Genomic DNA, 14,115 nt, shown 5'->3' with positions numbered 1-14,115 from the left:
AAGTAAAGGTGTGTTTGTATATTGACCACGACATACCCGCCCGCGGACGACCGCAGAGGACCTTTCCCGTGACCGACAACAACAAATACCGTGACGTTGAAATCCGTGCCCCACGTGGCAACAAGCTGACCGCCAAAAGCTGGCTGACCGAAGCGCCACTGCGCATGCTGATGAACAACCTCGACCCACAGGTTGCGGAAAACCCGAAAGAACTGGTGGTGTACGGCGGTATCGGCCGCGCCGCCCGCAACTGGGAATGCTACGACAAGATCGTCGAAACCCTGACCCGCCTGGAAGACGACGAAACCCTGCTGGTGCAGTCGGGCAAGCCGGTCGGCGTGTTCAAGACCCACAGCAATGCCCCGCGCGTGCTGATTGCCAACTCCAACCTGGTGCCGCACTGGGCCAACTGGGAACACTTCAACGAACTGGACGCCAAAGGCCTGGCCATGTACGGCCAGATGACCGCCGGCAGCTGGATCTACATCGGCAGCCAGGGCATCGTCCAGGGCACTTATGAAACCTTCGTCGAAGCCGGTCGCCAGCACTACGGCGGCAGCCTGAAAGGCAAGTGGGTACTCACCGCAGGCCTCGGCGGCATGGGCGGCGCCCAGCCACTGGCTGCTACCCTGGCTGGCGCCTGCTCGCTGAACATCGAATGCCAGCAGAGCCGCATCGACTTCCGTCTGGAAACCCGCTACGTCGACGAGCAGGCCACCGACCTCGACGACGCCCTGGTGCGCATCGCCAAATACACCGCCGAAGGCAAGGCCATCTCCATCGCCCTGCACGGCAACGCTGCCGAAATCCTGCCAGAGCTGGTCAAGCGTGGCGTGCGCCCGGACATGGTCACCGACCAGACCAGCGCCCACGACCCGCTCAACGGCTACCTGCCTGCCGGCTGGACCTGGGAGCAGTACCGCGACCGCGCGCAGACCGAACCGGCTGCAGTGGTCAAGGCCGCCAAGCAGTCGATGGCCGTGCACGTGCAGGCCATGCTGGACTTCCAGAAGCAGGGCGTCCCGACCTTCGACTATGGCAACAACATCCGCCAGATGGCCAAGGAAGAGGGCGTGGCCAATGCCTTCGACTTCCCGGGCTTCGTCCCTGCCTATATCCGTCCGCTGTTCTGCCGCGGCGTAGGCCCGTTCCGCTGGGCGGCGCTGTCTGGCGAGGCCGAGGACATCTACAAGACCGACGCCAAGGTCAAGGAACTGATCCCCGACGACGCCCACCTGCACCGCTGGCTGGACATGGCCCGCGAGCGCATCAGCTTCCAGGGCCTGCCGGCACGTATCTGCTGGGTTGGCCTGGGCCTGCGCGCCAAGCTGGGCCTGGCCTTCAACGAAATGGTCCGCAGCGGCGAGCTGTCGGCACCGGTCGTGATCGGCCGTGACCACCTGGACTCGGGTTCGGTCTCCAGCCCCAACCGCGAAACCGAAGCCATGCGTGATGGCTCGGACGCTGTGTCCGACTGGCCGCTGCTCAACGCCCTGCTGAACACCGCAGGCGGCGCTACCTGGGTGTCGCTGCACCATGGTGGTGGCGTGGGCATGGGCTTCTCTCAGCACTCGGGCATGGTCATCGTCTGCGACGGCACCGATGAAGCCGCCGAGCGCATCGCCCGTGTACTGACCAACGACCCAGGGACTGGCGTCATGCGCCACGCCGATGCCGGTTATGACATCGCCATCGACTGCGCCAAGGAGCAGGGCCTGGACCTGCCGATGATCACTGGCTGATTGCCACGCTTTGGATCGCACCCCGCCAGGGGTGATACTGAACAACAAGAAGGAGCGCGCAGGCACCCACGAACGGGCCTGCGGCTCCACGCGATTTGGAGTAGTAACGTGACCGAACTCACCCTCAAGCCCGGCACCCTGACCCTGGCCCAGCTGCGCGCGATCCATGCCGCGCCCGTGCGCCTGCAACTGGATGCCAGCGCCGCGCCGGCCATCGACGCCAGCGTCGCCTGTGTCGAGCAGATCATTGCCGAAGACCGCACTGCCTACGGCATCAACACCGGTTTCGGCCTGCTGGCCTCGACCCGCATCGCCAGCCACGACCTGGAAAACCTGCAGCGCTCGCTGGTGCTGTCCCACGCCGCTGGCATTGGCGCGCCGCTGGATGACGACCTGGTGCGGTTGATCATGGTGCTGAAAATCAACAGCCTCAGCCGTGGCTTCTCCGGCATTCGCCGCAAAGTCATCGATGCGCTGATCGCCCTGGTCAACGCCGAAGTCTACCCGCACATCCCGCTGAAAGGCTCGGTGGGTGCTTCCGGCGACCTGGCGCCGCTGGCGCACATGTCGCTGGTGCTGCTGGGCGAAGGCAAAGCACGCTACAAGGGCCAGTGGCTGTCGGCCACCGAAGCCCTGGCGGTTGCCGGCCTCGAACCGCTGACCCTGGCTGCCAAAGAGGGCCTGGCCCTGCTCAACGGCACCCAGGCGTCCACCGCCTATGCCCTGCGTGGCCTGTTCTATGCCGAAGACTTGTACGCTGCGGCTATCGCCTGCGGCGGCCTGAGCGTCGAAGCCGTACTGGGCTCGCGTTCGCCGTTCGATGCGCGTATTCACGAAGCGCGTGGCCAGCGCGGCCAGATCGACACTGCCGCGTGTTTCCGCGACCTGCTGGGCGATTCCAGCGAAGTGTCGCTGTCGCACAAGAACTGCGACAAGGTCCAGGACCCGTACTCGCTGCGCTGCCAGCCGCAGGTCATGGGCGCGTGCCTGACCCAGCTGCGTCAGGCTGCCGAGGTGCTGGGCATCGAAGCCAACGCCGTGTCGGACAACCCGCTGGTGTTCGCTGCCGAGGGTGACGTGATTTCCGGTGGCAACTTCCACGCAGAACCGGTGGCCATGGCCGCCGACAACCTGGCCCTGGCCATCGCCGAAATCGGTTCGCTCAGCGAGCGCCGCATCTCGCTGATGATGGACAAGCACATGTCCCAGCTGCCGCCGTTCCTGGTGGAAAACGGTGGGGTCAACTCCGGCTTCATGATCGCTCAGGTCACCGCTGCCGCCCTGGCCAGCGAGAACAAGGCCCTGTCGCACCCCCACAGCGTCGACAGCCTGCCGACCTCGGCCAACCAGGAAGACCACGTATCGATGGCCCCGGCTGCCGGCAAGCGCCTGTGGGAAATGGCCGAAAACACCCGTGGCGTGCTGGCCATCGAATGGCTGGGCGCATGCCAGGGCCTGGACCTGCGCAAAGGCCTGAAGACTTCGGCCAAGCTGGAGAAAGCACGCCAGGCGCTGCGCAGCGAAGTGGCGCACTACGACCGTGACCGTTTCTTCGCGCCGGACATCGAAAAGGCTGTGGAACTGTTGGCCAAGGGTAGTTTGACCGGTTTGCTGCCGGCAGGTGTGCTGCCAAGCCTGTAATGCCCCCTGGGGCCGCTGTGCGGCCCATTCGCAGCACAAGGCTGCTCCTGCAAAAGCGACGCGCTCCCTTGTAGGAGCAGCCTTGTGCTGCGAAAGGGCTGCATGCCAGCCCCCTGATCTCACGACCACAAAAACAATTTAAGGACGTGACATGCAACAAGCTCAAGGTCTCAAGCGCGGGCTAAATGCCCGCCACATCCGTTTCATGGCCCTCGGTTCTGCCATCGGAACCGGGCTGTTCTACGGCTCCGCCTCAGCCATCCAGATGGCCGGCCCGGCCGTGCTGCTGGCTTACCTGATCGGCGGTGCCGCTGTGTTCATGGTCATGCGCGCCCTCGGCGAAATGGCCGTGCACAACCCGGTGGCCGGCTCCTTCGGCCACTACGCCAGTACCTACCTCGGCCCCATGGCCGGCTTCATCCTCGGCTGGACCTACGCCTTCGAGATGGTCATTGTCGCCATCGCCGACGTCACCGCCTTCGGTATCTACATGGGCTTCTGGTTCCCGGAAGTGGCCCGCTGGATCTGGGTGCTGGGCATCGTCTTCCTGATCGGCGGCCTCAACCTGTGCAACGTCAAGGTGTTCGGCGAGATGGAATTCTGGCTGTCGCTGCTCAAGGTTGGCGCCATCGTCGCGATGATCCTGGCCGGCCTCGGCATCATGGCCTTCGGTTTCAGCCAGGTGGGTACCGGGCATGCCGTCGGTGTGAGCAACCTGTTCGACCATGGCGGCTTCATGCCCAATGGCGTGGGCGGGCTGATCGCCTCCTTTGCCGTGGTGATGTTCGCCTTCGGCGGTATCGAGATCATTGGCGTGACTGCCGGTGAAGCCAAGGACCCGCAGCGGGTCATCCCCAAGGCAATCAACGCCGTGCCCCTGCGCATTCTGCTGTTCTATGTGCTCACCCTGTTCGTGCTGATGTGCCTGTACCCGTGGCCGCAGATCGGCAGCGAAGGTAGCCCGTTCGTGCAGATTTTCAGCAACCTGGGGATTGGCTCTGCCGCCGCAGTGCTGAACGTGGTGGTGATTTCCGCTGCGATCTCGGCCATCAACAGTGACATCTTCGGTGCTGGCCGCATGATGTATGGTCTGGCCCATCAAGGCCATGCGCCACGCAGTTTCGGCAAGCTGTCGAAACACGGTGTGCCATGGATGACCGTGGTGGTGATGGGCGCCGCGCTGCTGATCGGCGTGCTGCTCAACTACCTGATCCCTGAGAACGTGTTCCTGCTGATCGCTTCGATCGCCACCTTCGCCACCGTGTGGGTGTGGTTGATGATCCTGCTCACCCAAGTGGCCATGCGCCGCAGCATGAGCCGTGAGGAAGTGGCCCAGCTCAAGTTCCCGGTACCGTTCTGGCCATACGGCCCGGCCATGGCCATTGCGTTCATGGTCTTCATCTTTGGCGTGCTCGGCTACTTCCCGGATACCCAGGCGGCATTGATCGTCGGCGTGATATGGGTGGTGTTCCTGGTGGCGTCCTATCTGCTGTGGTGCAAGCCGCGCGCAGGGCAGGGCCAGCCCGTAGCAGAGCCTGTCGAGCTGCACCGCTAGCAAAGGAGATTGTGCATGAGAACCGTCTGGCAGCATTGCCATGTGGCAACCATGGCCGAGGGCCGTTACTCGGCCATCGAAGACGCGGCCATCGTCACCAGCGCCGGCCTGATCGAATGGATCGGCCCACGCGCCGAGCTGGCGCCGGTCGACGCTGACCGCACGGTGGACCTGGGCGGCGCCTGGGTCACCCCCGGGCTGATCGATTGCCACACCCACGCCGTGTTCGGTGGCAACCGCAGTGGCGAGTTCGAGCAGCGCCTGCAAGGCGTCAGCTACGCCGAAATCGCCGCGCAGGGCGGCGGTATCGCCAGTACCGTGCGGGCCACCCGCGCGGCCAGCGAGGACGAGTTGTTCGCCAGTGCCCGCCAGCGGGTGCAGGCGCTGATGCGCGATGGTGTGACCACCCTCGAGATCAAGTCCGGCTATGGCCTGGACCTGGCCAACGAGCGCAAGATGCTGCGCGTGGCCCGGCGCCTTGCCGACGAGCTGCCGCTGGCGGTGCGCGCCACCTGCCTGGCCGCGCACGCCCTGCCGCCGGAGTACGCCGGCCGGGCCGACGACTACATCGCGCACATTTGTGACGAGATGCTGCCGGCCCTGGCCGCCGAAGGCCTGGTGGATGCGGTGGATGCCTTCTGCGAACACCTGGCGTTCTCCCCGGCCCAGGTGGAGCGGCTGTTCATCAAGGCGCGTGAGCTGGGCCTGCCGGTCAAGCTGCACGCCGAACAGCTGTCGTCGCTGCATGGCTCGAGCCTTGCGGCCCGCTACCAGGCGCTGTCGGCCGACCACCTGGAGTTCATGACCGAGGAAGACGCCATTGCCATGGCCGCAGCCGGCACGGTCGCCGTGCTGCTACCGGGCGCCTTCTATTTCTTGCGTGAAACCCAGCTGCCACCGATGGATGCATTGCGCCGCCACGGGGTGAAGATTGCCCTGGCCAGCGACCTCAACCCCGGCACCTCGCCAGGGCTGTCGCTGCGGCTGATGCTGAACATGGGCTGCACGTGTTTCCGCATGACGCCGGAAGAAGCCTTGGCCGGCGTCACCGTGCATGCCGCCACGGCGTTGGGCCTGGGCGACAGCCACGGCTCGCTGGAAGTGGGCAAGGTAGCCGACTTCGTCGCCTGGCAAATCGAACGCCCCGCCGACCTGGCCTACTGGCTGGGTGGCGACCTGCCCAAGCGCGTGGTGCGCAAGGGCCACGAAATATCCAACTGAGCGAGGCACGATGGACAAGGTTCTGAGTTTTCACCAAGGCCGCCTGCCGCTGCTGATCAGCATGCCCCACGCCGGCCTGCGCCTGAGCGACGCCGTGCGTGATGGCCTGGTCGATGAGGCGCGCAGCTTGCCGGACACCGACTGGCACATCCCGCAGCTGTACGACTTTGCCCGCGACCTGGGCGCCAGCGTGGTAGCCGCAGAGTACTCGCGTTTCGTCATCGACCTGAACCGCCCGGATGACGACAAGCCACTGTACGCCGGCGCCACCACTGGCCTGTATCCGGCCACGTTGTTCGAAGGCGAGCCGCTGTTCAAGGAGGGGTTGGCGCCGTCTGGCGAAGAACGCAAACGCTACCTGGAACAGATCTGGCGCCCGTATCACGACACCCTCCGTCGCGAACTGGACCGGTTGCGCGAGCAGTTTGGCTATGCCCTGTTGTGGGATGCCCACTCGATCCGCTCGCGCATCCCGCACCTGTTCGATGGCAAGTTGCCGGACTTCAACCTGGGTACCTTCAATGGCGCCAGCTGCGATCCGGTGCTGGCCGAGCGGTTGCAGGGCGTGTGCGCCGAAGCGACAGGTTACAGTCATGTGTTGAATGGTCGGTTCAAAGGCGGACACATCACCCGGCACTATGGTGACCCCGCGAAGCATATCCATGCGGTGCAGCTGGAGTTGGCGCAAAGCACGTACATGGAGGAAACCGAGCCGTTTACCTACCGGGAAGACCTGGCGCAACCGACGCAGGTGGTTCTGAAGCAGCTTTTGCAAGCGCTGCTGGCTTGGGGGGCAGAACGATACCAGCGTTGAGTGGAAGAGGCGGTGCTCAAAGCGCAATTCAGGTTTATGATGCCCAACGGCAGTCAATATCCTCACACGGAGTGCGCAATGCAGACCCTCTACCCGCAGATCAAACCCTACGCCCGGCACGATCTGGCCGTGGAAGCGCCGCATGTGCTGTATGTCGATGAAAGCGGCTCGCCGGAAGGTCTGCCCGTGGTATTCATCCACGGTGGCCCGGGTGCTGGCTGCGACGCCCAGAGCCGTTGCTACTTTGACCCCAACCTGTACCGCATCATCACCTTCGACCAGCGCGGCTGTGGCCGCTCCACGCCCCATGCGAGCCTGGAGAACAACACCACCTGGCACCTGGTCGAGGACCTGGAGCGCATCCGCGAGCACCTGGGCATCGACAAATGGGTGCTGTTCGGCGGCTCGTGGGGTTCGACCCTGGCCCTGGCCTACGCCCAGACCCACCCCGAGCGTGTGCATGGGCTGATCCTGCGGGGCATCTTCCTGTGCCGGCCGCAGGAGATCGAGTGGTTCTACCAGGAGGGCGCCAGCCGCCTGTTCCCCGACTACTGGCAGGACTACATCGCGCCGATTCCGCCGGAAGAACGCGGCGACCTGGTCAAGGCCTTCCACAAGCGCCTCACCGGTAACGATCAGATTGCCCAGATGCACGCCGCCAAGGCGTGGTCTACCTGGGAGGGCCGTACCGCCACCCTGCGCCCGAACCCGCTGGTGGTCGACCGCTTCTCCGAGCCGCAGCGGGCGCTGTCGATCGCCCGGATCGAGTGCCACTACTTCATGAACAACGCCTTCCTCGAACCGGACCAGTTGATCCGCGACCTGCCGAAGATCGCCCACCTGCCAGCGGTGATCGTGCACGGTCGCTATGACGTGATCTGTCCGCTGGACAACGCCTGGGCCCTGCACCAGGCCTGGCCGAACAGCGAACTGAAGGTGATCCGCGACGCCGGCCACGCCGCGTCCGAGCCGGGCATCACCGATGCCCTGGTGCGGGCAGCCGACCAGATGGCCCGGCGCCTGCTCGACCTGCCCCTGGAAGAAGCATGAGGGGTTTGCTGCAGCGCGTGCGCGGTGCGCGGGTTGAAGTGGCGGGGCAGGTGGTTGGCGCGATCGACCAGGGTTTGCTGGTGCTGGTGGCCGTCGAGCCTGAAGATTCCCGCGAGCAGGCCGATAAGCTGTTGCACAAGCTGCTGAACTACCGTGTATTCAGCGATGAGCAGGGCAAGATGAACCTGTCGCTCAAGGATGTCGGGGGTGGTTTGTTGCTGGTGTCGCAGTTCACCTTGGCGGCGGACACCCGCAACGGCATGCGTCCGAGCTTCTCGACGGCAGCGCCGCCGGCCCTCGGGGCTGAATTGTTCGACTATCTTTTGCAGCAAGCGAAGCGCCAGCATGCCGACGTGGCGAGCGGGCAATTCGGGGCAGACATGCAGGTGCATCTGGTCAATGATGGCCCCGTAACATTTATGTTACAAATATGAGGTCAAAAAACCCTTTGTTTATAGGAAAACAAGGGGTTTTGTACGATAAATAGTTGTTCCAGCCTGATGCGTTGTCACGCGACCTGCTGGATAATCGCGCGCTGCATGGACCTGCGTTCGCAGGTTCGTTTCACTCTGACTCGAGCATTGTCTGGATCCGTTTGGGGAATCATTACGCCCTCACGGGGTCCGAACAGTGCTCGCCAACCCGGCATTTGTCGCTGGCCGTTGGTTTCATGATCTGTTTTCGGCGAGGGTTGCTCGTGATTGTTAGTCCCCAAAAAGCATCAAGAATCCCCGGCATCCGGCTACGCAAGGCCCTGATGGCCAGTGTGGCAGTGGTCGGCCTGATGAGCGCGGGCCAGCTGTGGGCATTCAATCTTGACGATGTTGCAGCCAAGGCAAAGGATCTGGCCGGCCAGAAGTACGATGCACCAAAAAGCAACCTGCCGGCCGTGTTCCGCGACATGAAGTTCGCGGACTATCAGAAGATTCACTTCCTGCAGGAAAAGGCCGAGTGGGCCAAGGACAAGACCCCGTTCAAGCTGTCGTTCTACCACCAGGGCATGCACTTCGACACCCCGGTGAAAATCAACGAGGTCACCGCATCCAAGGTCGAGGAAATCAAGTACGACCCGAGCCGCTTCGAGTTCGGTGACGTGCCACACGACCCGGAAACCACCAAGAACCTGGGTTATGCCGGTTTCCGCGTGCTGTACCCGATCAACAAGGCTGACAAGCAAGACGAGATCATGACCTTGCTGGGCGCCAGCTACTTCCGCGTGGTCGGCAAGGGCCATGTGTATGGCCTGTCGGCCCGTGGCCTGGCCATTGACACTGCGCTGCCGTCGGGCGAGGAATTCCCGCGCTTCACCGAGTTCTGGGTCGAGAAGCCCAAGCCGGCCGACAAGCACCTGGTGATCTACGCCCTGCTGGATTCGCCGCGCTCCACCGGCGCCTACAAGCTGACCCTGCGCCCGGGCAACGACACCGTGGTCGACGTGCAGTCCCGCGTGTTCCTGCGTGACCAGGTCAGCCGCCTGGGCATTGCCCCGCTGACCAGCATGTTCCTGTTCGGCCCCAACCAGCCGTCCAAGGTCCTCAACTACCGTCCGGCCCTGCATGACTCCGAAGGCCTGTCGATCCACGCCGGCAATGGTGAGTGGCTGTGGCGCCCGCTGAACAACCCGAAACACCTGGCCGTGAGCAACTTCAGCGTCGAGAACCCGCGTGGTTTCGGCCTGATGCAGCGCCAGCGTGCCTTCAGCGATTATGAAGACCTCGACGACAACTACCAGAAGCGCCCAAGCGCCTGGATCGAGCCGAAGGGTGACTGGGGCAAGGGCACCGTCGACCTGGTCGAAATCCCGACTGCAGACGAGACCAACGACAACATCGTGGCCTTCTGGAGCCCGGAGAAACTGCCGGAGGCAGGCAAGCCGATCGAGTACGCCTACCGCCTGCACTGGACCATCGACGAGGCGAAATTCCAGGCGCCTGAGCTGGGCTCGGTCAAGCAGACCCTGCGCTCCACCGGTGACGTCAAGCAGTCCAACCTGATCCGCCAGCCAGACGGCAGCGTGGCCTTCCTGGTCGACTTCGCCGGCCCGGCCCTGGCCGCATTGCCGGAAGACGCCGCAGTGCGCAGCCAGATCAGCGTTGACGACAACGCCGAGGTGGTCGAGAACAATCTGCGCTATAACCCTGAGACCAAGGGCTGGCGCCTGACCCTGCGCCTGAAGGTCAAGGAAGCCAACAAATCCACCGGCATGCGTGCCGCGCTGGTGCGTGATGTGCCGGTCGAGCCCGCCAAGCCTGCCCAGGACGCCAAGCAGGACAAGGCCGCAGCCAAGCATGCCAAGGCCGAGAAAGCCGCCAAGGCTGAGCAACCTGCCAAGGCCGAACAACCTGCCGCCGATGCGGCGCCCACCAACGGGACCCCGGCCACCACCGAGAAGGTGCTGACCGAGACCTGGAGCTATCAGTTGCCTGCCGATGAGTAACTCAAACGCAAGGCCAGTATCGCTTGGCGAGTACCTGGCTCACCTGCCACTGAGTGACGAGCAACGGGCGGAACTCGCCAGTTGCACGTCGTTCAGTGAGCTGCACCAACGCCTGGCGGCCGACCCGGCCGCCAGCCCCACCGACGCCGTGCAGGCCTCGGTGGGCCCGCGCCTCACCGTGGGCAGCGCTGCCGAACTGGAAGACGCCGAAATGCTCGGCGTCGACGGCAGCGGCCGCCTGTGCCTGAAGATCGCCCCACCGATCAAGCGCACCAAAGTTGTGCCTGAGCCTTGGCGCACCAACGTGCTGATCCGCATGTGGAGGCGCATGACCGGCCGCCCCAACGCGCCGCAGCCACCCAAGCGCGAGCTGCCGCCGGCACGCTGGCGCACGGTTGGCTCGATCCGCCGTTATATCCTGCTGACCCTGATGATCGGCCAGACCATCGTCGCCGGTTGGTACATGAAGGGCATCCTGCCGTACCAGGGCTGGTCGTTCGTCGACCTTGACGAAGTCCTCAGCCAGCCGCTGTGGGATACCGTGGTGCAGGTATGGCCGTATGCCTTGCAAACCTCCATCCTGGTCCTCTTCGGCATCCTGTTCTGCTGGGTGTCGGCGGGCTTCTGGACCGCACTGATGGGCTTCCTCGAGCTGCTCACCGGTCGCGACAAATACAAGATTTCGGGCAGCAGCGCCGGCAACGAGCCAATTGCACCCGAGGCGCGTACCGCGCTGGTGATGCCGATCTGCAACGAAGACGTGCCGCGCGTGTTTGCCGGCCTGCGCGCAACGTTCGAGTCGGTGGCCGCCAGCGGCAACCTCGACCGTTTCGACTTCTTCGTGCTCAGCGACACCAACGACACCGACATCGCCGTGGCCGAACAACAAGCCTGGCTGGACGTGTGCCGTGAAACCAAAGGCTTCGGGCGCATCTTCTACCGCCGCCGTCGGCGCCGGGTGAAGCGCAAGAGCGGCAACCTCGACGATTTCTGCCGTCGCTGGGGTGGCGAGTACAAGTACATGGTCGTGCTCGACGCCGACAGCGTCATGAGCGGCGAGTGCCTGAGCAGCCTGGTGCGCCTGATGGAGGCCAACCCGGACGCCGGCATCATCCAGACCGGGCCGAAAGCTTCGGGCATGGACACCCTCTATGCACGCATGCAGCAGTTTGCCACCCGCGTGTACGGCCCACTGTTCACCGCTGGCCTGCACTTCTGGCAGCTGGGCGAGTCGCACTATTGGGGCCACAACGCGATCATCCGCATGAAGCCGTTCATCGAGCACTGCGCCCTGGCGCCGTTGCCGGGCAAGGGCGCGTTCGCCGGTGCAATCCTTTCCCACGACTTCGTCGAAGCCGCGCTGATGCGCCGTGCCGGCTGGGGCGTGTGGATCGCCTACGACTTGCCGGGCAGCTACGAAGAGCTGCCGCCCAACCTGCTCGACGAGCTCAAGCGCGACCGCCGCTGGTGCCACGGCAACCTCATGAACTTCCGCCTGTTCCTGGTCAAGGGCATGCACCCGGTACACCGTGCGGTGTTCCTTACCGGGGTGATGTCGTACCTGTCGGCGCCGCTGTGGTTCCTGTTCCTGGTGCTGTCGACCGCGTTGCTGGCGACCAACACCCTGATGGAGCCGCAGTACTTCATCGAACCGTACCAGCTCTACCCGCTATGGCCGCAGTGGCACCCGGAGAAGGCCGTGGCGCTGTTCTCCACTACCATCGTGTTGCTGTTCCTGCCCAAGCTGCTGAGCATCATCCTGATCTGGGCCAAGGGCGCTGTCGAGTTTGGCGGACGGGTCAAGGTCACCCTGTCGATGCTGATGGAGATGCTGTTCTCCATGCTGCTGGCCCCGGTGCGCATGATCTTCCACACCCGCTTCGTGCTGGCCGCGTTCCTCGGCTGGGCTGCGACCTGGAACTCGCCGCAGCGTGACGACGACTCCACGCCGTGGGGCGAGGCTATGCGTCGCCACGGCCCGCAAACCTTGCTGGGTATTGCCTGGGCTGGGTTGGTGGCCTGGCTGAACCCGGCCTTCCTGTGGTGGCTGGCGCCAATCGTTGGCTCGCTGATGCTGTCGATCCCGGTTTCGGTGATCTCCAGCCGCACCCGTCTAGGCCTGGCCGCCAAGGACGAGAAGCTGTTCCTCATCCCCGAGGAATACGCCACCCCGCAAGAGCTGCTGGCTACCGACCAGTACACCCACGAAAACCGCTGGCATGCCCTGCATGACGGCTTTGTGCGGGCTGTGGTCGACCCACGGCAGAACGCCCTGGCTTGCGCCATGGCCACTGCCCGTCATGGCCAGGCGGCGCCGATTGAAGCGCTGCGTGCCGAGCGCGTGGCCAAGGCCATGGAAGTCGGGCCTCAAGGGCTGGACCTCAACACCCGCCTGGCCCTGCTCAGCGACCCGGTGGCGCTGGCCCGCCTGCACGAGCAGGTGTGGGCAGAGCACAACGCGGCGTGGATCGATGTGTGGCGCGCTTCTATCAAGAACGACCCGCACTCGCCGCTGTTGCCGCTGCACCCCGAGAACGAAGGCCAACCGGCACTCGTCGGCGCCTGATCGGCCTGGGGCCGCTTTGCGGCCCATTCGCCGGCAAGCCAGCTCCCACAGGTATTGCGCAAGCCTCTGGCCTATGTGAATCCTGTGGGAGCTGGCTTGCCGGCGATGAAGGCTCCCCAATCTTCCTGCCTAATCGGATTTTGGCCAACAAAGTCCCCCCCGGCGCTAGGTCCCCGAGCCGCCATGCGTTAGCATCCCATTCCGATACGACGCCTCGGCCGGTACGGCCGTGCCAACACAATAAGATTCGCTACTTTTCTTGCTAGGGGACTTGGTGATGATCAAGCAATACCTTTCGCGACTGCTGGTCGGTGTAACCGCCCTGGTCGCTGTAACTGCGGCCCAGGCAGGCGCCATCGATGACGCGGTCAAGCGCGGCACCCTCAAGGTGGGCATGGACCCGACCTACATGCCGTTCCAGATGACCAACAAGCGTGGCGAGATCATCGGCTTCGAAGTCGACATTCTCAAGGCCATGGCCAAGTCCATGGGCGTCAAGTTCGAAGCGGTCTCCACGGCTTATGACGGCATCATCCCGGCCCTGCTGACCGACAAGTTCGACATGATCGGCAGCGGCATGACCCTGACCCAGGAACGCAACCTGCGCCTGAACTTCAGCGAACCCTTCATCGTGGTTGGCCAGACCCTGCTGATCCGCAAGGAACTGGCGGGCGAGATCAAGTCGTACAAAGACCTGAACAACGAGAAGTACCGCCTGACCTCCAAGCTGGGCACCACCGGTGAAATGGTCTCCAAGAAGTTGATCGGCAAAGCCAAGTACCACGGCTACGACAACGAACAGGAAGCGGTGATGGACGTGGTCAACGGCAAGGCTGATGCCTTCGTCTACGACGCCCCATACAACGTGGTAGCCGTGGAGAAAGCCGGTGCCGGCAAGCTGCTGTTCCTCGAAGAGCCCTTCACCTACGAGCCGCTGGCCTTCGGCCTGAAGAAAGGCGACTACGACAGCATCAACTTCATCAACAACTTCCTGCACCAGATCAAGCATGACGGGACCTACGATCGTATTCACGACAAGTGGTTCAAGAACAAGGACTGGCTGAAGGACATGGAATAAGGCCCAGGCCA

At 63.9% G+C, this 14,115-nt stretch carries 10 protein-coding genes; all 10 read left to right on the top strand.

The features are described 5' to 3' along the window. Positions 1–68 precede the first annotated feature (68 nt). Complete coding sequence (gene hutU, locus WF331_RS03425) at positions 69–1,742, top strand: urocanate hydratase (RefSeq protein ID WP_016502006.1); 1,674 nt, start codon at positions 69–71, stop codon at positions 1,740–1,742. 108 nt (positions 1,743–1,850) lie between these two features. Further along, complete coding sequence (gene hutH / locus WF331_RS03420) at positions 1,851–3,383, top strand: histidine ammonia-lyase (protein WP_016502005.1); 1,533 nt, start codon at positions 1,851–1,853, stop codon at positions 3,381–3,383. 151 nt (positions 3,384–3,534) lie between these two features. Beyond that, the gene (locus WF331_RS03415; RefSeq protein ID WP_016502004.1) at positions 3,535–4,938 is read left to right on the top strand and encodes an amino acid permease; all 1,404 of its coding nucleotides are present in this window, start codon (positions 3,535–3,537) and stop codon (positions 4,936–4,938) included. Between the two features lie 15 nt (positions 4,939–4,953). Continuing rightward, complete coding sequence (hutI, locus tag WF331_RS03410) at positions 4,954–6,159, top strand: imidazolonepropionase (protein WP_084966651.1); 1,206 nt, start codon at positions 4,954–4,956, stop codon at positions 6,157–6,159. A gap of 10 nt (positions 6,160–6,169) precedes the next feature. Further along, positions 6,170–6,973, top strand: coding sequence for an N-formylglutamate deformylase (gene hutG, locus WF331_RS03405; protein WP_084966650.1), 804 nt, complete (start codon positions 6,170–6,172; stop codon positions 6,971–6,973). A gap of 78 nt (positions 6,974–7,051) precedes the next feature. Next, a complete protein-coding gene (gene pip / locus WF331_RS03400) occupies positions 7,052–8,023 on the top strand; it encodes a prolyl aminopeptidase (protein ID WP_016489576.1) in 972 nt (323 codons plus the stop codon). Beyond that, on the top strand, positions 8,020–8,457 hold the full coding sequence (dtd, locus tag WF331_RS03395) for a D-aminoacyl-tRNA deacylase (protein WP_049275031.1): 438 nt from the start codon (positions 8,020–8,022) through the stop codon (positions 8,455–8,457). Before pip ends, dtd begins: the two co-directional genes overlap by 4 nt. A gap of 263 nt (positions 8,458–8,720) precedes the next feature. Continuing rightward, the gene (locus tag WF331_RS03390; RefSeq protein ID WP_202916033.1) at positions 8,721–10,460 is read left to right on the top strand and encodes a glucan biosynthesis protein G; all 1,740 of its coding nucleotides are present in this window, start codon (positions 8,721–8,723) and stop codon (positions 10,458–10,460) included. Then, positions 10,453–13,026: a glucans biosynthesis glucosyltransferase MdoH gene (mdoH, locus tag WF331_RS03385; RefSeq protein WP_016501999.1), complete on the top strand. Its 2,574-nt coding sequence runs from the start codon at positions 10,453–10,455 to the stop codon at positions 13,024–13,026. Before WF331_RS03390 ends, mdoH begins: the two co-directional genes overlap by 8 nt. A 280-nt stretch (positions 13,027–13,306) precedes the next feature. Continuing rightward, complete coding sequence (locus tag WF331_RS03380; RefSeq protein WP_024717349.1) at positions 13,307–14,104, top strand: transporter substrate-binding domain-containing protein; 798 nt, start codon at positions 13,307–13,309, stop codon at positions 14,102–14,104. Positions 14,105–14,115: the final 11 nt, after the last annotated feature.

It is taken from the genome of Pseudomonas sp. YNh, from assembly GCF_037993085.1.
GTDB classification, from domain to species: domain Bacteria; phylum Pseudomonadota; class Gammaproteobacteria; order Pseudomonadales; family Pseudomonadaceae; genus Aquipseudomonas; species Aquipseudomonas putida.
This window is presented reverse-complemented; position numbering and strand designations above follow the sequence as displayed.